The following is a 20,624-nucleotide window of genomic DNA, read 5'->3' as shown; positions in this document are numbered from 1 at the left end:
TCCCCCGGGGGGCGCCGGTACCTGAGGGGCCAGGGAGAGTGGGCATGGCCGCGCAGCGCATCCATATCGTCGGAGCCTCGGGCTCCGGGACCACGACCCTGGGCGCCGCCCTGGCTCAGGCCATGGACGTGCCCCACCAGGACAGCGACCACTTCTTCTGGCTGCCCACCGAGCCGCCCTTCACCACCCAGCGGCCGCAGGAGGACCGACTGCCGATGCTGAAGGCCGCCCTGCCGGCCGACGGCCCCTGGGTGATCTCCGGCTCCCTGCTGTCTTGGGGGCTGGAGGTGGTTGATCGCTTCGACCTGGTGGTCTTCCTGTATCTGGACCCCGAGATCCGCATGGCTCGAAGCCTCGCCCGGGAACGCGGACGCTACGGGCCCCGCATCGGGCCGGGCGGCGACATGCACGAGACCCACCAGAAATTCATGACCTGGTCGGGGGGCTATGACGACGGTTCCAACGGTGGCCGCAGCCTGGCCAGCCACAGGTCCTGGCTCTCAGGCCTGACCTGCCCCGTTCTTGAAATCACCGACGCGCCCACCGTCGAGGAGAGCGTGCGCCGGGTGCTCGCCTTCTAGTCGGTCAGTTCCCGGGCCTCTTCCGGCAGCATGATCGGCACACCGTCACGGATCGGATAGGCCAGCTTGGCGGACTTGGAGACCAGTTCGGCCTTGTCGCGGTCATAGGTCAGCGGGCCGTGGGTCACCGGGCAGACCAGGATTTCCAGCAGGCGCGGATCGATGTCCACGGTGAGGGCGGGGAGGGGCTGCGTCATGGGCGCCTTCCTACTGCATGGAGTGGCCGGCGTCATCGCCGTCTTCCAGGGCGTCGATCTCCAGCAGGGTGGTCAGGGCGTCAACGCGCTCGACGAGGGTCGGCGCCTCCAGAAGGGCCTGCTTTTCCAGGGGCTCGAAGGGCAGGCCCATGGCCAGGCTGGTGACCAGGCTTTCCAGGGGCGCGGTCTCGGCGGTGTCCCAGTCGATGTCGAGCTCGCGGCGGTTCAGGTACTTCTTCAGCGCGACAGCGAAGCGCTTGCGGTCGAACTCGTCGGTATCGACCTCCTCGTCGGCCAGGTCGCCGAAGAAGGGGGCGAAGGTCGTGCGCACCTGCCGATAGGGAGTCTTCACCGCCAGTTCCTCGCCGGCCTCGAAGCGACAGACGCCGGTCAGGGTGATCAGATAGGCGCCGTCGGAGGTCTCGTTGAAGCTGGTGATGCGGCCAGCGCAGCCGACATGGGCGAGGTTGGGCCGGGTCCGCTCGCCGCCGGCCCTCGTCTGGACCATGCCGATCATGCGGTCGCCGGCCATGACGTCGTCCACCAGGTTCAGGTAGCGGGGCTCGAAGATCCGCAGGGGCAGTTCGCCGCCGGGCAGCAGCAGGGCGCCGTCCAGGGGAAAGACCGGGATCACCTGCGGCAGATCCGAACGGCTCTGATAGCCGCCCGGTATGGCTCGCTCACCCTTCATGAGAACAGGATCGCCGACAGCCGCCGCCGGCCGGAGCGCGCAATGTCCGAGCCTGGCCCGGCGGCCTCGAAAATGGTGATCAGCTGCTTGCGGGCGGCCTCGTCGTTCCAGGTCCGGTCGGCCTCGATGATCTTCAGCAGGTGATCGGAAGCCGCCTCCCAGGCCCCACGGCCGGCGAGCGCCGTGGCCAGTTCGTAGCGGGCCTCATGGTCATCGGGATCGGCGGCGATGCGCTTTTCCAGGTCCGAGGTCTCCTCCGGCGCGGCGTCGGCCAGGGTGAGCGCCGCGCGCACGCTGTCCAGATCGGGGTCCTTGGCGCCTTCCGGGGCCATGTCGGCGATCTCCCGGGCCTTCTCGGCGTCGCCGCCCTGCAGGTAGACGCGGGCGAGCCCGCCGATGGCCTTCAGGTTCGCCGGATCGGCCTGCAGCACCTGGGCGAAGGCCTGGGCCGCGCCGCCCAGGTCGCCCAGGTCCAGGGACTCCTTGGCCATGGCCAGCAGCTCGTCGGCCTCGTTGGCCGGGGCCTGGCCGGCGATGCGGTCGACGAACTGTTTCACCTGGCTGTCGGGCAGGGCGCCCATGAAGCCGTCGATGGGCCGACCGCCGGAGAAGGCGAAGACCGCCGGGATCGACTGCACGCGCAGCTGGCCGGCGAATTGCGGATGCTTGTCGATGTCGATCTTCACCAGCTTGACCTTGCCCTTGGCCGCCAGCACCGCCTTTTCGATGGAGGGGCCGAGCTGCTTGCACGGGCCGCACCAGGGCGCCCAGAAGTCGACGATCACCGGAACGGCGTTGGAGGCTTCGATCACATCGGCCATGAAGCCGGCGTCGCTGCCGTCGATGATGAGATCGCCACCGGCGTTGGGGGCGGTTTCGCCGATCAAGGTCATGGCTCTGGTCTTTCCCGTCTAAGGGGTTTGAACGTCGTGGCGGCTAAAATGGTCCCAAGCGGCGCGGTCTTCAACGGACGAAACCATCCTCCACCACCGACAGGGTGGTGAAATCCACCACGAGGGGCGAAATCCCAAGCCCCGCAAAGAATTTTCGCAACCCCGCCTGGCTCACCGTGGTGGTGGCGGTGTTGGTCAGGGGATGAAAATTTACCTGTTCGGCCTGGGCCAGCGCCCGGTCCAGCACGAAGGTCACCCGCCGGTCGGTGTCGTTGATCATGGCGAAGGCGGTGACCGACCCCGGCGTCACCCCGAGCGCGTCGGCCATCAGGTCGGCGCTGCCGAAGGAGAGCCTGGCCGAACCGATCACCGGGTGCAGGCGCTTGAGGTCGATCACCGTGCTGTCCTGGGCCGAGATCAGCCACAGCCGGCCCTTGGCGTCCTTCAGGAACAGGTTCTTGGTGTGGGCGCCGGCTATGCCGTGCTTGATCTCCTCGCCTTCCCCCACCCGGAACACAGCCTCGTGCTCGGTGGTGGCGTGGTCGATCCCTTGGGCGTCGAGGAAGGCGATCAGGTCAGGGCGTGTCTTCATGCCGGGATGATTAGCGAACTGGACGCGGGCGGGACAGGCTGGCTAGACCTGAGGTTCGTCACAGTCTGAGGCCCGACCATGGAACTTGAGTGCTATCCCACCGCCGAGCGCCCGCCGGAGATCGTGCCGGGCCGGCCGCAGCGCGCCTGGATGGACCATTTCGCCGAGCGCCATCCCTATCGCTGCCTGCCGCTCTCCATGGCCAACACCACCGGCTGGGAAATCCTCTGCCCCATGGCCTTCACCGCCGAGTGGACCGGGGGGACGCACCAGGACGACATCAAGCTGAAGACCGACTACCCGCACCCCGACTTCCACAACTTCGTCAAAAGCCACTTCAGCCACGGCGTCGTGACCTTCCACCCCGGCTACCTGTTCCGCACCCCGCCGGGCTGGTCGATGATCGTCCAGGGCCCGCCCAATCACGTCAAGGACGGCATCCAGCCCCTGGCCGGCCTGGTGGAGACCGACTGGCTGCCCTTCCCCTTCACGATGAACTGGATCTTCACCCGGCCGGGCAAGGTCCGCTTCGAGAAGGGCGAGCCCTTCTGCTTCATCACCCTGACCCAGGACAAGCAGCTCGCCCAGGTGCAGCCGGTGATCAAGTCCATGAGCCGTAACCCCGAACTGCGCGACCAGTACGACGTCTGGGAGAAGCATCGGGCGGAGTTCAACGCCAGGATCTTCCGCCTCGATCCCGAGGCCACCAAGGAGGCCTGGCAGCGCTATTATTTCAAGGGCGAGTTCCCGCCGGAGATCGAAAACGAGGCCCCGAAGGACCACGTCAATAAGCGCCGCCTCAAGGCCCCGCGCTTCATGGGCTGAGAAATACGACAATAGAGACCAGCCCTGCTTGCCAAGCCCCGGACCCTCTGCCATAAGCCCGCTCTCGAATTTCGGGGCCAATCCTCACGGGGATCGGTTTCACGGAGTGCGGGCGTAGCTCAGTGGTAGAGCACAACCTTGCCAAGGTTGGGGTCGAGAGTTCGAATCTCTTCGCCCGCTCCAGAAATTCGATCGACCCGCAGGCCCGGCGTACCTCCCCATCCGGGGGAGGGGACGGCGAACGGGAACCGGGCCCTGACTAGGAACCTTAAGACCGCATGTTCGAACCTAAAGGCATGAAGCACGCCGACCGCCAGGCGACCTCCGCCGCGGCCAAGAAGGCGCTGCTGGAACGCTTCAAGCCCAAGCCCACCGTCACCGACCCCAATATCGAAGCCCGCAAGGCCGCCGAGGCCGCCGAGCTCGAGAAGGTCCGCGCCGAGCGCAACGCCGAGCGCGAAGCCAAGCGCGCCGTCGCCGCCGAGGCCGAGCGCCTGCGCATCGAGGACGAGGCCATCACCCAGGAAGCCCGTGACCTGGATCTGCGCGCCAAGCAGAAAGAAGCCCGCGACCTGCGCTACGCCGCCCGCAAGCAGAAGCGGAAGTAGGGGCCAAGCCTCACCGCCAAGACCATCAGACGCCCGCCTCCGCAAGGACGCGGGCGTTTCTGATTCAGGCTTCAAGCTTGTTGTAGGGATACTGGTCGCGAATCTCGTAGGCGAAGAACCGGCCCTTGGAGTCGGCCTCGACGAAGCTGCGATGCACCTCGCCCGGAACGCCCACGTAGACGTACTCGTCGCCATCGTGGAACCGCACGAACAGCTTGGCGCGGTCATGGTCGTAGCGAATGGCGCTGATAGCGGCGGATTCGACCTGCATCGGAACCTCCAGACGTTTCCGTCGACGGACTGAAACACCACGAGACGGGGAGAAGGTTCCCGCGGGCCTCGACGCGTGCCACCTTGGCCGCAACCGGCCGCCGAGGCGCCGGAGGGAAATCGGGGGAAGACATGCAACCGCACTACGAAGTCGCCATCGTCACCATCGTGGCCCTGCTCGTCTATGTCTGGATGGGCCTGCGGGTGGGCGGCGCGCGTAAAGTTTCCGGCATCGACGCGCCGGCCATGCACGGCGACCCCCACCTAGAGCGCAATATCCGGGTCCACTACAACACCCTGGAGTGGCTGCCGATCTTCCTGGCGGGCCTGTGGCTGTTCGCCATCTACTGGGACGACCGCGTCGCCGCGGCCCTGGGGGTGGTGTGGATCATCGGGCGCATCATCTATGCGCTGGGCTATGTGGCCGATCCCGGCAAGCGGGAGGCCGGCTTCGTGATCCAGATGCTGGCCGCCGCCATCCTGCTGTTCGGGGCCCTGGGCCGCGTGATCTGGGCCATGGTCCAGACCGCCACGGTCTAGACGAACAGCATCCAGGCCTGCCAGGCGGCGAGGCCGGTCACCAGGACGCCCACCAGCCAGGTCAGGGCGCGGTGCGGCAGCACCTTGGTGGCCCAGCCGGCGACCGGCGCGGCCACGACGCCGCCGGCGATCAGCCCCACCACCGACCACAGATGGTCGGTCAGGCCCGTGGTCTCCCAGTGGCCGGTGAGCAGCGCGGTGATGAAGGCCGCCGAGACCGCCACCGACATGAAGAACTCGGCGGTGTTGGTGGTGCCGATCGCCTGGCGCGGGTCGGCGCCGCTGCCCAGCAGGGTCGAGGTCACCACCGGGCCCCAGCCGCCGCCGCCGACCGCGTCGAAGAAGCCGCCGGTCAGGCCCAGCGGGAAGGGCAGCCGCCAGGAGAACAGCTTGGGCCGGGCCTGGCGCCAGGCCCGGTAGAGGATCACCAGGCCCATGAGGCCCAGCCAGCCCACGACATAGGGCTTGATCACCTCGCCATCGATGGAGGTCAGCAGGTAGGTCCCGACGATCCCGCCCAGCACCCCGCCGAGGGCCAGCAACAGCAGCAACCGCCAGCCGACATTGCGGTGATAGATGTGGCTGATGGCCGAGGCCGCGCCGGTGAACACCTTGGCGGCATGCACGCTGGCCGAGGCGTTGGCCGGGCTCACCCCCAGGGCCAGCAGGACCGTGGAGCAGATCACCCCATAGGCCATGCCCAACGCCCCATCGACGAGCTGGGCGGCGAAGCCCACGGCCACGAATAACCAGAATTCAGAGCTCATGAGTCCCCACTTCCGATTTCCGTTTCGCGGACCTTTCCCAGCGGCGCAATAGGGATTAACTCGGGGCTACCGCAGCTTTTCTCTCCTTAGCGCTCCAGGCCCACAATGCTCCCGGTCGACCCCGCCCGCTATGCGACCTTCCTGGGCGTCATGGCGGTGATGGCCGTCACCCCCGGTCCGGCCAACGTCTTCGCCATCGCCATCGGGGCCGAGCGCGGCAAGCGGGCCGCCCTGATCGCCGTCGCCGGCATGAACAGCGCGACCCTGGTCTGGTTCGGCGTGGCCGCCATGGGGCTGGGCGCCGCGGTCCTGGCCTTTCCCCAGGTCTTCCACCTGATCGCCTACGCCGGGGCCGCCTATGTCGCCTGGCTGGGCCTCAAGAGCCTGCTGGCCGCGCGCATCGAGACCATGGGCGAACTCAAACCCGCCTCCATCCAGCCCGGGGCCCACGCCTGGCGCGACGGCTTCACGGTGCAGATCTCCAATCCCAAGGCGATCCTGTTCTTCACCGCCGTCCTGCCGCCCTTCCTGGATCCGGACCGTCCCCTGCCCTTGCAGCTGGCCAGCTTCGCCTGCGGCACCATCGTCTTCGACGTGATCGCGATGAGCGCCTATGGCCTGGGCGGCGCGGCCCTGGCCCGCCGGATGACAGAACCCCGGTTCCGGCGCGGATTCCAGGCCGTCGTCGGCCTGCTTCTGATCAGCGCCGCCTGCCTGATGGCCCTTCGCCACTAGGTCGGGCGAGAATCTGCGGCCGCAAGTTCCCAACCTTGTCCGCCAGGCCGTCCTGGCCATGGGCGAAATCGAGAAGTCCCCCACCCAGATCATCGGGGTGATCGACGAGATCGCCTCCGAGGTCCGGGCGCTCGCCCAGCGCTCGGCCGAGGCGGCCAAGGAGATCAAGGCCCTGATCAGCACGTCGTTGACCCAGGTGGGTTCCGGCGTGCAGCTGGTGGGAAAGACCGGCCAGGCCCTGGAGATGCTGGTGGCCCAGGTCGACGAGATCGACGGCCTGGTGGGCGAGATCGCGGCCGCGGCCAAGGAACAGGCGGTCGGCCTCAACGAGGTCAACGCCGCCGTCAACAAGATGCACGAGGTGACCCAGCAGAATGCCGCCATGGTGGAGCAATCCACCGCGGCGGCCCACGCCCTGACCGGCGAGGCCGTCGAACTGCGCCGTCTGATGGGCGACTTCCGCGCCGGCGCGGCCGCCCAGCCAAAGACCCAGGATTGGGAGGAATTCTGATCCTGGCCTGACGAGATCCTGTCCCGGCGCTCCCCAGCGTCGGGCGGGCTTCCTCCCCCGAAGACAAACCTGGGGCGCGCCCGATTTCAAGGTGGGCGCGCCCCGACTTCTGTCATTTCGACTTTGACATCAAATGCTTGGCGGCAACCAAAATTACGCCCATGTGTTCGGTTGTTATATTCCAGACGTTCAACCCAGGCGCCCATCATGACCCGCCGACTTGCCGCCCTCGCCGCCAGCGCCGTGCTCGCGGCCACCCTCGGGGCCTGCGCCACCGCAACCCCTTACCAGCCCAATATCCGCGGCCAGGCCACCTCTGGCGGCTTCTCGGAGGTGCGGCTCGACGCCGACCGCTTCCGGGTCAATTTCGCCGGCAACAGCATGACCTCGCGCGAGACCGTGGAGGGCTATCTGCTCTACCGCGCCGCCGAGCTGACTGTCGCCCAGGGCTATGACTGGTTCTCGGTGGTGGATCGCCAGACCGACCGCAACGCGCGGACCTATATCGAACCCGATCCCTTCTACCGGCCCTGGTACGGCCCCGGATACAACTACTGGCGTCCGTCCTGGCGCTACTACGGCGGCGGCTACGGCTGGCGCTCGTGGGACCCCTTCTTCGGCGACCCCTTCTGGGCCGACCGGATGGATGTCCGCACGGTGGAGAGGTTCGAGGCCAGCGCCGAGATCGTCATGCATCGCGGCCGCAAGCCGGAGGGTGACACCCGCGCCTTCGACGCCCGCGCCGTGATGGACAATATCGGCCCCCGGGTCCTGCGCCCGGCCCCTTAATCTCTTCTCAAACAGAAGCGCCCGCCTCCAGATCCGGAGGCGGGCGTTTTGCTGTCTGCCGAAGGGGCTGTGGTCAGCCCTTGACGCGCTTGTCCCGCTTGGCGGCCACGCGCAGGCGCAGGGCGTTCAGCTTGATGAAGCCCGACGCGTCGTTGTGGTCATAGGCCACCTTGCCCTCCTCGAAGGTGACCAGGTCCTGGTCGTAGAGGGAGTAGGGGCTGGTGCGGCCGATGACGGTGACATTGCCCTTGTAGAGCTTCACCGTCACCTGGCCGCAGACCATGGCCTGGCTGTGGTCGATGGCGGCCTGCAGCATCTCGCGCTCCGGGGTGAACCAGAAGCCGTTGTAGATGAGCTCCGCATAGCGCGGCATCAGCTCGTCCTTCAGGTGCATGGAGCCACGATCCAGGGTGATGGACTCGATGCCCCGGTGGGCGGCCAGCAGGATGGTCCCGCCCGGCGTCTCGTAGACGCCACGGGACTTCATCCCGACATAGCGGTTCTCCACCAGGTCCAGCCGGCCGACGCCGTTGGCGTGGCCCAGCTCGTTCAGCCGGGTGAGCAGGGTGGCCGGGCTCATGGTCACGCTGTCAATGGCGATCGGGTCGCCCTTCTCGAAGTCCATCGTGAAGACGGTGGCCTTATCGGGCGCGTCCTCCGGGGCGATGGTGCGCATATAGACGAACTCGGGCGCCTCGACCGCGGGGTCCTCCAGGACCTTGCCCTCGGAGGACGAGTGCAGGAGGTTGGCGTCGACGCTGAAGGGCGCCTCGCCGCGCTTGTCCTTGGCGATCTGGATCTGGTGCTTCTCGGCGAAGTCCAGCAGGGCCTCGCGGCTCTTGAAGTCCCACTCCCGCCAGGGCGCGATCACGTGGATGTCCGGCTCCAGGGCGTAGTAGGCCACCTCATAGCGGACCTGGTCGTTGCCCTTGCCGGTGGAGCCATGGCTGACGGCGTCGGCGCCCATCTTGCGGGCGATCTCGATCTGGCGCTTGGCGATCAGCGGCCGGGCGATGGAGGTGCCCAGCAGGTACTGGCCTTCATAGACCGTGTTGGCGCGGAACATCGGGAAGACGAAGTCGCGGACGAACTCCTCGCGCACATCCTCGATGAAGATGTTCTCGGGCTTCACCCCGGCGGCCAGGGCCTTGGCGCGGGCGGGTTCCAGCTCCTCGCCCTGACCCAGGTCAGCGGTGAAGGTGATGACCTCCGCCCCATACTCGGTCTGCAGCCACTTCAGGATGATCGAGGTGTCGAGCCCGCCGGAATAGGCCAGGACGACTTTCTTGATCGCGGGCTTGGACATGGGCATGCGGACTTTCGGCAGGAAGTGGACGTCGCGGGCGTATAGGGGCCAAAGGCCCGGCGTATCAAGGCTTGAGCGCGCCTTCGCTCTGCAACTGGTCCAGGGCGGCCTTCAGCCAGCGCAGGTGGCCGACCGCGATAAGGGCCGCCGCGGTGGCCCGCACGCCAAACAGGATCACCGAGTGCTCCAGGCTGGCGGCGGCGTTGCGGTTGAACGCCACCAGGGCCAGCCCCAGGAAGAAGGCTGCGGTCGGGATGGCCAGGAGGGCGAGATTCCGCTTCACCCGGAAGGTCGGCTTGCCGCTCAGGGCGAACTGCAGGGGCACCTTGGTTTCCGGATCGATCCGGCCCCAGGCCGCCCGCGTTGTGGACGCCATGATTGAGAGCGAGATGATCCACAGGGCGTCGCCCAGGAGGGCCAGCAGCATCAGACAGTCACCTGGGTGCCGAGCTCGACCACGCGGCCGGGCGGGATCTTGTAGAAGTCGGTCGGATTGGCGGCGTTGCGCATCAGGAAGATGAACAGCTTGTCCTGCCACAGCGGCATGCCCGACTGAGCTGAGGCCACCACCGAGCGGCGGCCCAGGAAGAAGCTGGTGGCCATGATGTCGAACTTCAGGCCCAGCTTGCGGCAGAGACCGAGCGCCTTGGGCAGGTTCGGGCTCTCCATGAAGCCGTAGTTGATGATCACCTTCTTGAAGTCGTCGTTGATCGGCTCGATCGTCACCCGGTTGTCCTCCTTCACCCGCGGGGTCTCGGCGGTGTGGACGGTCAGGATGATGTTCTTCTCGTGCAGGACCTTGTTGTGCTTGAGGTTATGCATGAGGGCCACGGGCGCCACCTCCGGATCGGAGGTCAGGAAGATGGCCGTGCCCGGCGCCCGGTGCGGGGCACGAGCCTTGAGGATTTCCGACAGTTCCAGCAGGGGCACGGAATCGCGCCGCGTCTTGTCGGAGAGGATCTGGGCGCCGCGGGTCCAGGTCCACATGATCACCACCAGGACCAGCCCCAACACCAGGGGCAGCCAGGCTCCCTCCGGGATCTTCAGCAGGTTCGAGGAGATGAAGGTCACGTCCAGGGCGCCGAAGCCAAGCGCCGCCAGCCAGGCCTGCCAGGTGGGCCGCTTCCACATGTGCTTGATGATCACGAAAAACAGCAGGGTGTCGATGAACATCGATCCGGTGACCGCGATACCGTAGGCGGCCGCCAGGTTGGAGGAGCTGCGGAAGGTGAACAGCAGCACCAGCACCCCGATCATCAGGATGGTGTTGACCTGGGGCACATAGATCTGGCCGGCCTGGGTCTCGCTGGTGCGGCGGATGTCGATGCGGGGGAACAGGCCCAGCTGCACCGCCTGCTGGGTCATGGAGAAGGCGCCGGTGATCACGGCCTGGGAGGCGATCACCGTGGCCGCCGTGGCCAGCAGCAGCACCGGCCAATAGATGACCTCCGGGATCATCTCGAAGAAGGGGTTGGAGCGGGCCGCCGGGTTCGACAGCACCAGGGCGCCCTGGCCCAGATAGTTCAGCAGCAGGGACGGCAGGACCAGGATCAGCCAGGCCGCCTGGATCGGCTTCTTCCCGAAATGGCCCATGTCGGCATAGAGGGCCTCGGCCCCGGTCACCGCCAGGAAGACGCTGCCCAGGATGATGAAGCCCAGCAGGCCGTTGTCCCAGAGGAAGATCACTCCGTAGTGGGGCAGGAGGGCGCGGAGGACCGAGATGTCGTCGGCGATGTGGTAGGCGCCCAGCCCCGCCAGGACCAGGAACCACACGGCGGTGATAGGCCCGAAGAACCGGGCGATGCTGGTGGTACCCTTGGCCTGGACCATGAACAGGGCCACCAGGATGGCCGCCGAGATCGGCACCACGAACGGGCCCATCCGGTGGCCGATGCCCGGCGCGTCCTTAAGGCCCTCGATGGCCGAGAGCACCGAGACGGCCGGGGTGATGATGCCGTCGCCGTAGAACAGCGCGGCCCCCACGGCGCCCAGGAAGAACACCGCCGTCGACCGCCGTCCGAGGGAACGCTGCGCCAGGGCCATCAGGGCCAGGGTGCCGCCCTCGCCCTTGTTGTCGGCGCGCATCAGGAAGACGACGTACTTGATGGTGACGATCAGGATCAGCGCCCAGGTCACCAGGGACACCACGCCCAGCACCGCGAGCTCGTTGGAGACCGTGTCCTTGGTATGATGCAGCGCCTCGCGCATGGCGTAGAGCGGGCTGGTGCCGATATCGCCGAACACCACGCCGATCGCCCCGAGCGCAAGGGCGCGGAAGCTGTCCTTATGGGGGGCGTGCAGCGAATCCTCCGCCGCCTCGGGGGCGCCGCTGGCCGGATCAGCCATTCAAAGTCTCCGGGGCCGAAAGGGCGGCGCCACAGACCATTTTCCGCCGAAGTGGTAGCCGGTTCGGCGTCCGAAAATGGTCTTGCATCAAAAGTCCTCTGAAGGTTTGCGGTCCAAGGGGACCGAAAGCCTTTCGGGGTCGGCAGGATGCCGTTGTGCGGCGGGCGCGATACACCCTTTCCCACCGCCGTTCAATCGCAGCTTGGCCCCGTCATGCGGCGGCTGGTCGCGCTCCAAGCGTCGGCGGAGCGCCGATGGCGCGCCAAAGCTTGCGCATTGCCTGTTCTAGCGCCACATCTGGCCCATGTTTATCCAGACCGAACCGACGCCCAATCCCGAGGTCCTGAAGTTCCTGCCCGGACAGACGGTCCTGGCGGAAGGCTCGCGAGATTTCCGCAGCCCCCTGGAAGCCGAGGCCTCGCCCCTGGCCGCTGACCTCTTCGAGATCGACGGCGTCGACCGGGTTTTCTTCGGCCTCGACTTCGTCACCGTGGGCAAGCACCCGGACCATGACTGGCCCCACCTGAAGGCGCCGGTCCTGGCCGCCATCATGGATCACTTCGCCTCGGGCCGGCCGTTGTTCACCACGGCCGCCGACGGTGAGAGCGGCCATGACGACGACGCCGTCTACGACGCCGACACCGCCCAGGTGGTGGCCGAGATCAAGGACCTGCTGGACACCCGCATCCGTCCGGCCGTGGCTCAGGACGGCGGAGATATCCTCTTCAATCGCTTCGAGCCCGACACCGGCGTGGTGTGGCTGCACATGCGCGGCGCCTGCTCAGGCTGCCCGTCCTCCTCGGCGACCCTGAAGGCCGGCGTCGAGAACATGCTCAAGCACTATGTGCCCGAAGTGACCCGGGTCGAGCAGACCCTCTGATCCTTCTCGCGATAGACACCTGCCTGGGCGCCTGCTCGGCCGCCGTCCTCGACGGTGGGCGAGTGCTGGCCTCACGCGTCGAGCCCATGGCCCGCGGCCACCAGGAGCGCCTCGCCCCCCTCGTGGCGCAGGTGATGACACAGGCCGGCGTCGCCTTCGACCAGCTCGATCGGGTCGGCGTCACCATCGGCCCCGGCTCCTTCACCGGCCTGCGGGTGGGGCTGGCCTTCGCCAAGGGCCTGGGGGCGGCGCTGTCGATCCCCGTCGTTGGGGTCGGCGTGCTGGAGGCCCTGGCCCAGCCGCTGTCGGGAACCGTGTTCGCCGTGCTCGACGCCAAGCGTGACCAGGTCTACCTGCAGGCCTTCGCCGACGGCGTCGCAGTCAGCGCGCCCGACGCCCTGCCGCCGGGGACGGCCGCCGCGCGCCTGGCCGAGCTGGCCGGGGCGGGGAATGTCACCCTGGTGGGCTCCGGCGCGTCCCTGCTGGCGGGCGCCCTGCCCCACGCCACCGTGGTCGCGGCCGACCACGCCGATCCCGTGGCGGTGGCCCAGATCGCCGCCGTCCGCCTGCCGGTCCCGCCCCGCCCGCTCTATCTCCGCGCCCCCGACGCCAAGCTGCCGGGCGGCCGCAACCTGCCCGCATGAACCTGCGCCCCGCCGCCGAGGCCGACCTCGACGCCCTGTCGCAGGTGCACCGCCGCGCCTTCACCCCGGGCTGGGGACCTGAAGAGATCGCCGACCTGGCCAGCGGCCCGGGCGCCTTTGGCCTGCTCGTGGAGGACGGGGCGCCGCTGGGCATGATCCTCTGCCGGGCCCTGGCCGGCGAGGCCGAGGTCCTGACCCTGGCGGTGGATCCCGACGCCCGGCGTCGAGGCGTCGCCCGCGCCCTGGTGGCGGCCGCGGCCATGACGGCCAGGTCGGCGGGGGCGCAGGCCATGTTCCTGGAGGTGGCTGTGGACAACCATCCCGCCCTCGCCCTCTACGAAGCCCACGGTTTTGTTCGCGCCGGCCGCCGGCCCAGCTATTATGACCGCGGCGGCGGCATCTATGTGGACGCCGTTGTCATGCGTCTCGACCTCGGCGACGGGTCCCTCTAGACCTGTGACGCTCGCTATACGATGTCGGAGCCCTCGGGCTCCGTCGGCATTTGGAAATCAGGAGTCGGTTCGTGGACCGGATCGAAAATCTCTGTGTCGAAAAGGGCATGCGCATGACCGAGCAGCGCCGCGTGATCGCGCGCGTGCTGTCGGCGGCTCATGATCATCCCGACGTGGAAGAGCTGTACCGACGCTCCCACCAGGTGGATCCGCACATCTCCATCGCCACGGTCTACCGCACGGTGCGGCTGTTCGAGGAAGCCGGCATCATCGCGCGCCACGACTTCCGTGACGGCCGCTCGCGCTATGAGGAAGCCACCGAGGTCCACCACGACCACCTCATCGACATGAAGTCGGGCAAGGTCATCGAGTTCGTCGACAACGAGATCGAGGCCCTGCAGGAGGCCATCGCCCGCAAGCTCGGCTACAAGCTGGTGGATCACCGTCTGGAGCTCTACGGCGTCCCGATGGAGGAGTAGGCTGGCCGGTCGGCTTGCTTGCGCCTGTCCACAGCCGCATAAACCCCGCCATGTCCGACCCCGCGCCCACCCGGCGTCTCTTCATCAAGACCTACGGCTGTCAGATGAATGTCTACGACAGCGAGCGGATGGCTGACGTGCTCAGCCCCCTGGGCTACGCCATGGCCGAGCGCCCCGAGGACGCCGACCTGGTGGTGCTCAACACCTGCCACATCCGGGAGAAGGCCACCGAGAAGGTCTATTCCGAGCTCGGCTACATCAAGCAGATGAAGCTGGCCCGCCAGGCGGCCGGCCAGTCCATGACCATCGCCGTGGCCGGCTGCGTCGCCCAGGCCGAGGGCAAGGAAATCATGCACCGCCAGCCGGCGGTGGACCTGGTCATCGGGCCCCAGGCCTATCACCAGCTGCCCGAACTGATCGCCCGCACCCACCGCGCCAAGGGCGAGCGCCTGTCGGCCGACTTCGCCGCGGAGGCCAAGTTCGATCGCCTGGGGTCGGACCGCAAGCCGTCCGGGGTCACGGCATTCCTGACCATCCAGGAGGGCTGCGACAAGTTCTGCACCTTCTGCGTGGTGCCCTACACGCGAGGGGCGGAATTCTCCCGGCCCGTGGAGGCCATCCTGGCCGAGGCCCGCAGCCTGGCCGCGCAGGGGGTGCGCGAGGTCACCCTGCTGGGCCAGAACGTCAACGCCTATTCCGGGGCGGGCGGCCTGGCGGGCCTGGCCCGCAAGCTCTCGCAGATCGAGGGCCTGGACCGCATCCGCTACACCACCAGCCACCCCGCCGACATGGACGACGCCCTGATCGAGGCGCACGGCGAGGTCGAGGCCCTGATGCCCTACCTGCACCTGCCGGTTCAGGCCGGCTCCGACAAGATCCTGCGGGCCATGAACCGCGCCCACACCGCGCAGAGCTACCTGCGGCTGGTGGAGAAGATCCGCAAGGCCCGGCCCGACATGGCCATGGCCGGCGACTTCATCGTCGGCTTCCCGGGCGAGCGCGAGAGCGACTTCGAAGCCACCCTGCAGCTGGTGGCCGAGGTCGGCTATGCCGCGGCCTTCTCCTTCAAATACTCCCGCCGCCCCGGCACGCCCGCCGCCGCCATGCCGGGCCAGGTGGCCGAAGAGGTGAAGGAAGAGCGGCTGGCCCGCCTCAACGCCCTGCTGGACGAACAGCAGGCAGCCTTCAACGAGAGCCAGGCGGGCAAGACCCTGCCGGTGCTGTTCGAGCGCGCCGGACGCCATCCGGGTCAACTTTCCGGCCGCAGCCCCTATCTGCAGGCGGTGCATGTGAGCGGTCCGGATCATCTGATCGGCCAGATCGTTCCGGTTCACATCGAGAGCGCGGCCAAGATGAGCCTCGCCGGGTCCCTGGCATTGGAGTTCGTTTGAGTAAGGCGCCTGAATTCATCCCCCTCTCCGACATCGCCGTCCGCGCGGTGGGCGGGGCGGCCGGCCGGCACGCGGCCCTTATCGAGGACGCCTTCGACGTCTTCATCGAAACCCCGGGCGGCGGGGTGTCGATCAATGGCGACTCCAAGGGCCGCGCCAACGCCAAGCGGGTGGTGGAGCAGATCGCCGAGCGCGCCGACCAGGGCCTGGAGATCACCGAGGCCGACGTCCGCGTGGCCATCGGACAGGTGCGGGTGGGCCGCGGCAGCGCGCCAGGCAGCCTGCCCTCGGGCCGTCGGGGCCAGGTGGCGCCAAAGACGCCGGGCCAGGCCCGCTATCTCCAGGCGCTGGCCGCCTGCGAACTGGTGTTCGGCCTGGGCCCCGCCGGCACGGGCAAGACCTTCCTGGCCGTGGCCCACGGCGCGGGCATGCTGCTGCGCGGCGAGGTGGAGCGCCTGATCGTCAGCCGTCCGGCGGTGGAGGCGGGCGAACGCCTCGGCTTCCTGCCCGGCGACCTGTCGGAAAAGGTCGACCCCTATATGGCGCCGGTCTGGGAGGCGCTGACCGACATCCTGGGCGCCGACCAGTTCAAGCGGCGGCGTGAGAAGGGCGAGATCGAGGTGGCGCCCATCGCCTTCCTGCGCGGCCGCACCCTGAACCACGCTTTCGTCATCGTCGACGAGGCCCAGAACACCACCCGCCTGCAGATGAAGATGGTGCTGACCCGCCTGGGCGAGGGTTCGCGCATGGCGGTGACCGGCGATCCCAGCCAGATCGACCTGGTGAATTCCGCCGACTCGGGCCTGGCGCACGCCGTCGGCCTGCTGGAGGGCGTCAAGGGCGTGGGGGTCAACCGCTTCACCGTCGAGGACGTGGTCCGCCATCCGATGGTGGAGCGCATCGTGCGGGCCTATGACGCCGACGCCGCCAAGCGCGGACGCTCCATTTGATCGACGTCGAGATCGAGGACGAAGCCTGGGCGCGGGACCTTCCAGACGCCGAGGCCCTGGTGGTGGCCGCCGCGCGAGCCGCCCTGGCCGGCGCCCAGCGGGCCGGCGCGGTGGTGGTCCTGCTGACCGACGACACCGGTGTCCAGGACCTCAACAGCCGTTTCCGGGGCAAGGACACGGCGACCAATGTGCTGTCCTTCCCGGCCCCGCCGAATCCCGAGGATCACCTGGGGGACGTGGCCCTGGCGCACGGGGTCTGCGTCCGCGAGGCCGCCGAGCAGGGCAAGACCCTGGCCCACCATCTGCAACACCTTGTGGCGCACGGGGTGCTGCATCTTGTAGGGTACGACCACGAAACCGACGACGACGCCGAGGACATGGAAGGTCTGGAGCGCGTGGTCATGGCCGGTCTGGGGGCCCCTGATCCCTACGGCGCCGAACAGGGAGACGATGGCTAGTTCCGAAGACCCGCCCGCAGCCGCGCGCAAGAGCCGCGGCATACGGGCCTTCCTGAGACGGCTGCGCGGCGCGGGCGGCATGGAGCCGCCGCCGACCCCGGTGGACCTGGTGGGCGACCGCATGGTCGACCAGGCCCAGGCCTTCCAGACCCTGAGGGTCGATGACGTCATGACCCCACGCGCCGACATTGTCGCCGTGGAGCTCACCACCCCCTTCTCCGGCCTCGTGGAGCGGTTCGTTGAAGCCGAGCACAGCCGCATGCCGATCTATCGCGAGACCCTCGATGATCCGGTCGGCGTGGTGCACGTGAAGGACATCTTCAAGCTGATGGCTGGCCCCAAGCCCAAGGGCGGCAAGCCACCCGGGCCTGACGACGCCATCCTGCAGAAGGTGCGCCGCGACGCCCTCTATGTGCCGGCCTCCATGCGCGCCGCCGACCTGCTGCTGCGCATGCAGACGAGCCGGATCCACATGGCCCTGGTGATCGACGAGTTCGGCGGCACCGATGGCCTGGTGACCCTGGAGGACCTGGTGGAGGCGGTGGTCGGCGAGATCGACGACGAACACGACGACGCCCAGGCGGCCGGCGTCGTCGCTCGCCCAGGCGGGGTGTTCGAGGTTGACGCCCGCGCGCCCCTGGAGGAGCTGGAGGTCGCCGTCGGCGCCGAACTGGCCCCGCCGGACCTTGAGGAAGAAATCGACACCGTGGCGGGGCTGGTGACGGCCCTGGCCGGCCGGGTGCCGCAGCGGGGCGAGGTGATCAGCCACCCGGCGGGCTTTGAGTTCCAAGTGACCGACGCCGACCCGCGCCGGGTCAAGCGGGTGCGGGTGCGCCGGCTGCCCGAGCCGGACGTCATCATTTGAAGCTTCCCCTGACGCCGGCCTGGCGCGCGCGCATCCTGGCGGTCGTCGCTGGGGTCGGCGCGGGCCTGGCCCACCCGCCCTTGGGCCTGATCATCGGCATCGCGGCCTATGGCCTGCTGATGTGGCTGGCCGAGACGGGTGGCCCGCGACCCCTTCGCTCGGCCTTCTTCCGGGGCTGGCTGGCCGGGGTCGGCTATTTCACGGTCGGCACCCACTGGATCACCGAGCCGTTCATGGTGGACGCCGCCAACCAGGGCTGGATGGCGCCCATCGCCCTGCTGGCGATGTCCGGGGGCCTGGCGCTGTTCTGGGGCCTGGCGGCCCTGATCTACCGCCTCGCCGACGTGAAGGGCGCCTGGCGGGTGCTGGTCTTCGCCGGCGCATTGGCGCTCTGCGAGTGGTTGCGGGGCCACGTGCTCACCGGGTTCCCCTGGAACCTGCCCGGCGAGGCCTGGCGCGCAGGCTCGGCCCCGTCCCAGATGGCCTCGGTGGTGGGCGCCTACGGCCTGTCCTGGATCACCATCGCGCTCGGGGCCGCGACCGCCCTGCTGTGGACTCCGGGCCGGACCCGGCTGGCCGCCGGCGCGGCCATCGTCGCCGCCCTGGCGGGGCTCTACGGCTTCGGCGCCCTGCGGCTGGCCACAGCCAAGGCGACCGCCGCCGACGCCCCCATGGTGCGGCTGGTCCAGGCCAATATTGACCAGAAGGACAAGTGGAAGCCGGAGAACCTGGACATGGTGTTCTCCACCTATGTCGGCTTGACCACCCAGGCGTCCCAGGTCCGTCCCGACATCGTCATCTGGCCGGAGGGCGCCTTGCCTGCGGTGATCGACGACCTGCTGGCGCCCGGCAGCCCCTATGTCGTCCGGCTCACCGAGGCGCTGGCGCCCGGCCAGACCTTGATGATGGGCGCCAACCGGGTGGGTCCCGGCGCCAAGGGCGGCGTGGACTATTTCAACAGCCTGGTGGTGCTGCGCCGCGAGGCGCCCGGCCTGCGGGTGACCGGGTTCTACGACAAGCACCGGCTGGTGCCCTTCGGGGAGTTCCTGCCGCTGGGAGACCTGGCCACCAGGCTCGGCATCCGCAGCCTGGTGCACATGCCCGAGGACTTCACCGCGGGCCCGCCGCCCCGGCCCATCCACCCGCAGGGTGTGCCGGCCCTGCAGCCGCTGATCTGCTACGAGGCCCTGTTCCCGGGCTTCGCGTCGGCCGCCGCCAAGCGGGGGGGGCAACGGGCGCAGTGGTTGCTGAACGTGTCCAACGACGCCTGGTTCGGGGCCAGCAGCGGTCCCTGGCAACACCTCAACATCGCGGCCTACCGTGCGATCGAGGAGGGCCTGCCGATCGCGCGGGCCACCCCGACGGGGGTGTCGACGATGATCGACGCCTATGGGGGTCCCATTTTGGGCGCCCGCCTAACCCTTGGAGAGCAAGGGATCATCGACGTTCGGCTGCCGCCGGCGCTCGCCCGTACGGTGTATTCACGTTTCGGGGACGGGGGACTCGCCATCATGTTGCTATTATCCGCGTCCATCGCGGTGGCGGGACGTATTCGACGAGCACATTGAGTTGACGCAGGCGTCATCATTTTGACGGCGGCGATCGACCTCGTCTATTGGGAAGCACATGGCCAAGGAATTCGACGTCGACCGATCCCCCAATCCGGTCGACCTTCACGTGGGACTGCGTATCCGGCTCCGGCGCAAGGAGCTGGGCGTGAGCCAGGAAAAACTGGCCGATTCGATCGGCCTGACCTTCCAGCAGGTCCAGAAATATGAGCGCGCCGCCAACCGGGTGAGCGCCTCCAAGCTGTGGGACATGGCCCGCGCGCTGCAGACCTCCATCTCCTATTTCTTCGATGGTCTGCCGGACGCCGAGCTCAACGCCCCGGCCTCCAGCGACGGCCCCTCGCCGGCCCACGCCTTCCTGATGACGCCAGAGGGCATGGAACTGGCCGCCGTCTTCCCGAAGGTGCGCCGCGCCCGCGTGCGCCGCCGCATCCTCGACCTGGTCCGCGCCATGGTCGACGAGGATGACGGAGAGCCGGAACCGGCCGCGCCCCGCGAGCCCGCCAAAGTTTCCTGAGGATGAGGCCGCGGATCGCCGTCCTGCTGGATGAGAACACCAGCAGCGGCGCGACGCGCTACGAAGCCCACAAGGGCTATTTCCTGGGGCTGCGCGACGCAGGCGCCGCGCCCTTCGGGCTGCCCTATTTCGCCGAGATGATCCCGGGCGTCGTCGCCGACTTCGACGGCCTGCTCAGCGTCGGCGGGCGCTTCGCCTATCCGCCGGCCTGGTACCTGGACGGCCAGGCCTCCTTCGCCCCGGACTCGCCGCGCCTGGAGGTGGAGCAGGCCCTGATGTCGGGCTTCCTGGCGGCGGGAAAGCCGGTGCTGGGGATCTGCGCCGGCATGCAGATGCTGGCCTGCCTGCACGGGTCCAGGCTCACCGCCGATGTGCGGACCCTGGGCGATGTCCTCGACCACGACAACCGGGACCAGAGGCACAAGATTTCGATCCTGCCCGGGTCGCAGCTGGCCAGCTTGATCGGGGCGCCGACCCTGGAGGTCAACAGCTTCCATCGCGAGGCCATCGCGCAACCGGGGTCCCGGGTGCGCGCCGTCGCCCATGCGCCCGACGGCGTCATTGAGGCTGTCGAGCTGGACGGGCCTGGCTTCGCCCTCGGCATCCAATGGCATCAGGAGTTGTTGGCCGGCGCCGACCACCCGGGCGACGCGATCTTCCGCGGCTTCGTCGCCGCCTGCGCCCCCCGATAACCCGCTAGAGCGGGCCGCGTTTTGACGGAATCGGGATTCCCAAATCAGGGCTGATCTGATTCATCCTCTCTGCTGGA

The 20,624-nt window shown here is 68.4% G+C and carries 26 protein-coding genes, 1 tRNA gene and 1 pseudogene; 19 read left to right on the top strand and 9 right to left on the bottom strand.

What is annotated here, in order from left to right; genetic code table 11:
• Positions 1-44 precede the first annotated feature (44 nt).
• The gene (locus tag OCL97_RS12875; RefSeq protein ID WP_377370392.1) at positions 45-581 is read left to right on the top strand and encodes an AAA family ATPase; all 537 of its coding nucleotides are present in this window, start codon (positions 45-47) and stop codon (positions 579-581) included.
• Here the strand turns inward: OCL97_RS12875 and OCL97_RS12870 are convergent.
• From OCL97_RS12870 to OCL97_RS12855, 4 genes are all read right to left on the bottom strand, one after another.
• Positions 578-778 carry a Trm112 family protein gene (locus OCL97_RS12870; protein ID WP_304780397.1) on the bottom strand — a complete coding sequence of 67 codons (201 nt, stop codon included), beginning with the start codon at positions 776-778 and terminating at the stop codon, positions 578-580. The genes OCL97_RS12875 and OCL97_RS12870 overlap by 4 nt on opposite strands.
• 10 nt (positions 779-788) lie before the next feature.
• Positions 789-1,451 carry an LON peptidase substrate-binding domain-containing protein gene (locus tag OCL97_RS12865; RefSeq protein ID WP_377370431.1) on the bottom strand — a complete coding sequence of 221 codons (663 nt, stop codon included), beginning with the start codon at positions 1,449-1,451 and terminating at the stop codon, positions 789-791.
• Between the two features lie 14 nt (positions 1,452-1,465).
• Positions 1,466-2,362, bottom strand: a complete 897-nt coding sequence (locus tag OCL97_RS12860) for a thioredoxin family protein (protein ID WP_304780392.1) — start codon at positions 2,360-2,362, stop codon at positions 1,466-1,468.
• 70 nt (positions 2,363-2,432) lie between these two features.
• Positions 2,433-2,954 carry a prolyl-tRNA synthetase associated domain-containing protein gene (locus OCL97_RS12855; protein WP_377370391.1) on the bottom strand — a complete coding sequence of 174 codons (522 nt, stop codon included), beginning with the start codon at positions 2,952-2,954 and terminating at the stop codon, positions 2,433-2,435.
• A 78-nt stretch (positions 2,955-3,032) separates the two neighbouring features.
• Between OCL97_RS12855 and OCL97_RS12850 the strand changes: the two genes are divergently transcribed.
• From OCL97_RS12850 to OCL97_RS12840, 3 genes are all read left to right on the top strand, one after another.
• Positions 3,033-3,779, top strand: a complete 747-nt coding sequence (locus OCL97_RS12850; protein ID WP_304780386.1) for a DUF6065 family protein — start codon at positions 3,033-3,035, stop codon at positions 3,777-3,779.
• A gap of 108 nt (positions 3,780-3,887) precedes the next feature.
• Positions 3,888-3,962, top strand: a tRNA-Gly gene (locus OCL97_RS12845).
• Positions 3,963-4,057: 95 nt separating this feature from the next.
• A complete protein-coding gene (locus tag OCL97_RS12840) occupies positions 4,058-4,387 on the top strand; it encodes a DUF6481 family protein (protein WP_304780383.1) in 330 nt (109 codons plus the stop codon).
• A gap of 64 nt (positions 4,388-4,451) precedes the next feature.
• Here the strand turns inward: OCL97_RS12840 and OCL97_RS12835 are convergent, their stop codons facing one another.
• Complete coding sequence (locus OCL97_RS12835; RefSeq protein WP_377370390.1) at positions 4,452-4,658, bottom strand: KTSC domain-containing protein; 207 nt, start codon at positions 4,656-4,658, stop codon at positions 4,452-4,454.
• A gap of 131 nt (positions 4,659-4,789) precedes the next feature.
• Here OCL97_RS12835 and OCL97_RS12830 point away from each other — a divergent pair, with 131 nt between their 5' ends.
• Positions 4,790-5,197, top strand: a complete 408-nt coding sequence (locus tag OCL97_RS12830; protein WP_304780379.1) for an MAPEG family protein — start codon at positions 4,790-4,792, stop codon at positions 5,195-5,197.
• On the opposite strand, the gene OCL97_RS12825 is transcribed toward OCL97_RS12830, so the two are convergent.
• On the bottom strand, positions 5,194-5,964 hold the full coding sequence (locus OCL97_RS12825; RefSeq protein WP_377370389.1) for a sulfite exporter TauE/SafE family protein: 771 nt from the start codon (positions 5,962-5,964) through the stop codon (positions 5,194-5,196). The genes OCL97_RS12830 and OCL97_RS12825 overlap by 4 nt on opposite strands.
• 105 nt (positions 5,965-6,069) lie before the next feature.
• On the opposite strand from OCL97_RS12825, the gene OCL97_RS12820 reads away from it, so the two are divergent.
• The 3 genes and pseudogenes from OCL97_RS12820 (at position 6,070) to OCL97_RS12810 (ending at position 7,999) form a co-directional block, all read left to right on the top strand.
• Positions 6,070-6,699 (top strand): LysE family translocator, encoded by a 630-nt coding sequence (locus OCL97_RS12820; protein ID WP_377370388.1) that lies wholly within the window; start codon positions 6,070-6,072, stop codon positions 6,697-6,699.
• Positions 6,692-7,337, top strand: a pseudogene (locus tag OCL97_RS12815) (methyl-accepting chemotaxis protein); the annotation flags it as partial. The gene OCL97_RS12820 and the pseudogene OCL97_RS12815, both read left to right, overlap by 8 nt.
• A gap of 80 nt (positions 7,338-7,417) precedes the next feature.
• Positions 7,418-7,999: a CC0125/CC1285 family lipoprotein gene (locus OCL97_RS12810; RefSeq protein WP_304780373.1), complete on the top strand. Its 582-nt coding sequence runs from the start codon at positions 7,418-7,420 to the stop codon at positions 7,997-7,999.
• 73 nt (positions 8,000-8,072) lie between these two features.
• Here the strand turns inward: OCL97_RS12810 and OCL97_RS12805 are convergent, their stop codons facing one another.
• From OCL97_RS12805 to OCL97_RS12795, 3 genes are all read right to left on the bottom strand, one after another.
• Complete coding sequence (locus OCL97_RS12805; protein WP_377370387.1) at positions 8,073-9,305, bottom strand: argininosuccinate synthase; 1,233 nt, start codon at positions 9,303-9,305, stop codon at positions 8,073-8,075.
• Positions 9,306-9,369: 64 nt separating this feature from the next.
• Entirely contained in the window at positions 9,370-9,732 is a 363-nt protein-coding gene (locus OCL97_RS12800) for a hypothetical protein (RefSeq protein WP_304780368.1), read from the bottom strand.
• Complete coding sequence (locus tag OCL97_RS12795) at positions 9,732-11,651, bottom strand: potassium transporter Kup (protein ID WP_377370386.1); 1,920 nt, start codon at positions 11,649-11,651, stop codon at positions 9,732-9,734. The genes OCL97_RS12800 and OCL97_RS12795 overlap by 1 nt, the downstream gene beginning before the upstream one ends.
• Before the next feature lie 304 nt (positions 11,652-11,955).
• Between OCL97_RS12795 and OCL97_RS12790 the strand changes: the two genes are divergently transcribed.
• From OCL97_RS12790 to OCL97_RS12740, 11 genes are all read left to right on the top strand, one after another.
• Positions 11,956-12,531, top strand: coding sequence for a NifU family protein (locus tag OCL97_RS12790; protein ID WP_310539443.1), 576 nt, complete (start codon positions 11,956-11,958; stop codon positions 12,529-12,531).
• On the top strand, positions 12,531-13,175 hold the full coding sequence (tsaB, locus tag OCL97_RS12785) for a tRNA (adenosine(37)-N6)-threonylcarbamoyltransferase complex dimerization subunit type 1 TsaB (protein ID WP_377370430.1): 645 nt from the start codon (positions 12,531-12,533) through the stop codon (positions 13,173-13,175). The genes OCL97_RS12790 and tsaB overlap by 1 nt, the downstream gene beginning before the upstream one ends.
• Positions 13,172-13,627 (top strand): GNAT family N-acetyltransferase, encoded by a 456-nt coding sequence (locus tag OCL97_RS12780; protein WP_377370385.1) that lies wholly within the window; start codon positions 13,172-13,174, stop codon positions 13,625-13,627. The genes tsaB and OCL97_RS12780 overlap by 4 nt, the downstream gene beginning before the upstream one ends.
• 71 nt (positions 13,628-13,698) lie before the next feature.
• Positions 13,699-14,106 (top strand): Fur family transcriptional regulator, encoded by a 408-nt coding sequence (locus OCL97_RS12775; protein WP_377370384.1) that lies wholly within the window; start codon positions 13,699-13,701, stop codon positions 14,104-14,106.
• Between the two features lie 50 nt (positions 14,107-14,156).
• Positions 14,157-15,497, top strand: coding sequence for a tRNA (N6-isopentenyl adenosine(37)-C2)-methylthiotransferase MiaB (gene miaB / locus OCL97_RS12770; RefSeq protein ID WP_377370383.1), 1,341 nt, complete (start codon positions 14,157-14,159; stop codon positions 15,495-15,497).
• A complete protein-coding gene (locus tag OCL97_RS12765; protein WP_304780353.1) occupies positions 15,494-16,447 on the top strand; it encodes a PhoH family protein in 954 nt (317 codons plus the stop codon). The genes miaB and OCL97_RS12765 overlap by 4 nt, the downstream gene beginning before the upstream one ends.
• Positions 16,444-16,905 (top strand): rRNA maturation RNase YbeY, encoded by a 462-nt coding sequence (gene ybeY / locus OCL97_RS12760; protein ID WP_377370382.1) that lies wholly within the window; start codon positions 16,444-16,446, stop codon positions 16,903-16,905. The genes OCL97_RS12765 and ybeY overlap by 4 nt, the downstream gene beginning before the upstream one ends.
• Positions 16,898-17,770: a hemolysin family protein gene (locus OCL97_RS12755; protein ID WP_304780347.1), complete on the top strand. Its 873-nt coding sequence runs from the start codon at positions 16,898-16,900 to the stop codon at positions 17,768-17,770. Before ybeY ends, OCL97_RS12755 begins: the two co-directional genes overlap by 8 nt.
• Positions 17,767-19,338 (top strand): apolipoprotein N-acyltransferase, encoded by a 1,572-nt coding sequence (gene lnt / locus OCL97_RS12750; RefSeq protein WP_377370381.1) that lies wholly within the window; start codon positions 17,767-17,769, stop codon positions 19,336-19,338. The genes OCL97_RS12755 and lnt overlap by 4 nt, the downstream gene beginning before the upstream one ends.
• A 58-nt stretch (positions 19,339-19,396) precedes the next feature.
• On the top strand, positions 19,397-19,855 hold the full coding sequence (locus OCL97_RS12745; RefSeq protein ID WP_377370380.1) for a helix-turn-helix domain-containing protein: 459 nt from the start codon (positions 19,397-19,399) through the stop codon (positions 19,853-19,855).
• Between the two features lie 2 nt (positions 19,856-19,857).
• Positions 19,858-20,547, top strand: coding sequence for a gamma-glutamyl-gamma-aminobutyrate hydrolase family protein (locus tag OCL97_RS12740; protein ID WP_377370379.1), 690 nt, complete (start codon positions 19,858-19,860; stop codon positions 20,545-20,547).
• Positions 20,548-20,624 lie beyond the last annotated feature (77 nt).

The organism is Phenylobacterium ferrooxidans (genome assembly GCF_042714595.1).
Lineage (GTDB): Bacteria > Pseudomonadota > Alphaproteobacteria > Caulobacterales > Caulobacteraceae > Phenylobacterium > Phenylobacterium ferrooxidans.
Note: the sequence above shows the minus strand (reverse complement) of the source record. Positions and strands in the feature narration are given on the sequence as shown.

What these genes read in the sequence shown, in the direction of transcription:
- OCL97_RS12830 (WP_304780379.1), top strand. Translation starts at nt 4,790, where the DNA reads ATGCAACCGCACTACGAAGTCGCCATCGTCACCATCGTGGCCCTGCTC.
- OCL97_RS12860 (WP_304780392.1), bottom strand. Translation starts at nt 2,362, where the DNA reads ATGACCTTGATCGGCGAAACCGCCCCCAACGCCGGTGGCGATCTCATC.
- OCL97_RS12870 (WP_304780397.1), bottom strand. Translation starts at nt 778, where the DNA reads ATGACGCAGCCCCTCCCCGCCCTCACCGTGGACATCGATCCGCGCCTG.
- OCL97_RS12790 (WP_310539443.1), top strand. Translation starts at nt 11,956, where the DNA reads ATGTTTATCCAGACCGAACCGACGCCCAATCCCGAGGTCCTGAAGTTC.
- OCL97_RS12780 (WP_377370385.1), top strand. Translation starts at nt 13,172, where the DNA reads ATGAACCTGCGCCCCGCCGCCGAGGCCGACCTCGACGCCCTGTCGCAG.
- OCL97_RS12795 (WP_377370386.1), bottom strand. Translation starts at nt 11,651, where the DNA reads ATGGCTGATCCGGCCAGCGGCGCCCCCGAGGCGGCGGAGGATTCGCTG.
- OCL97_RS12755 (WP_304780347.1), top strand. Translation starts at nt 16,898, where the DNA reads ATGGCTAGTTCCGAAGACCCGCCCGCAGCCGCGCGCAAGAGCCGCGGC.
- OCL97_RS12840 (WP_304780383.1), top strand. Translation starts at nt 4,058, where the DNA reads ATGTTCGAACCTAAAGGCATGAAGCACGCCGACCGCCAGGCGACCTCC.
- OCL97_RS12820 (WP_377370388.1), top strand. Translation starts at nt 6,070, where the DNA reads ATGCTCCCGGTCGACCCCGCCCGCTATGCGACCTTCCTGGGCGTCATG.
- OCL97_RS12855 (WP_377370391.1), bottom strand. Translation starts at nt 2,954, where the DNA reads ATGAAGACACGCCCTGACCTGATCGCCTTCCTCGACGCCCAAGGGATC.
- OCL97_RS12875 (WP_377370392.1), top strand. Translation starts at nt 45, where the DNA reads ATGGCCGCGCAGCGCATCCATATCGTCGGAGCCTCGGGCTCCGGGACC.
- OCL97_RS12800 (WP_304780368.1), bottom strand. Translation starts at nt 9,732, where the DNA reads ATGCTGCTGGCCCTCCTGGGCGACGCCCTGTGGATCATCTCGCTCTCA.
- OCL97_RS12805 (WP_377370387.1), bottom strand. Translation starts at nt 9,305, where the DNA reads ATGTCCAAGCCCGCGATCAAGAAAGTCGTCCTGGCCTATTCCGGCGGG.
- OCL97_RS12745 (WP_377370380.1), top strand. Translation starts at nt 19,397, where the DNA reads ATGGCCAAGGAATTCGACGTCGACCGATCCCCCAATCCGGTCGACCTT.
- OCL97_RS12810 (WP_304780373.1), top strand. Translation starts at nt 7,418, where the DNA reads ATGACCCGCCGACTTGCCGCCCTCGCCGCCAGCGCCGTGCTCGCGGCC.
- OCL97_RS12740 (WP_377370379.1), top strand. Translation starts at nt 19,858, where the DNA reads ATGAGGCCGCGGATCGCCGTCCTGCTGGATGAGAACACCAGCAGCGGC.
- OCL97_RS12835 (WP_377370390.1), bottom strand. Translation starts at nt 4,658, where the DNA reads ATGCAGGTCGAATCCGCCGCTATCAGCGCCATTCGCTACGACCATGAC.
- OCL97_RS12825 (WP_377370389.1), bottom strand. Translation starts at nt 5,964, where the DNA reads ATGAGCTCTGAATTCTGGTTATTCGTGGCCGTGGGCTTCGCCGCCCAG.
- miaB (WP_377370383.1), top strand. Translation starts at nt 14,157, where the DNA reads ATGTCCGACCCCGCGCCCACCCGGCGTCTCTTCATCAAGACCTACGGC.
- OCL97_RS12850 (WP_304780386.1), top strand. Translation starts at nt 3,033, where the DNA reads ATGGAACTTGAGTGCTATCCCACCGCCGAGCGCCCGCCGGAGATCGTG.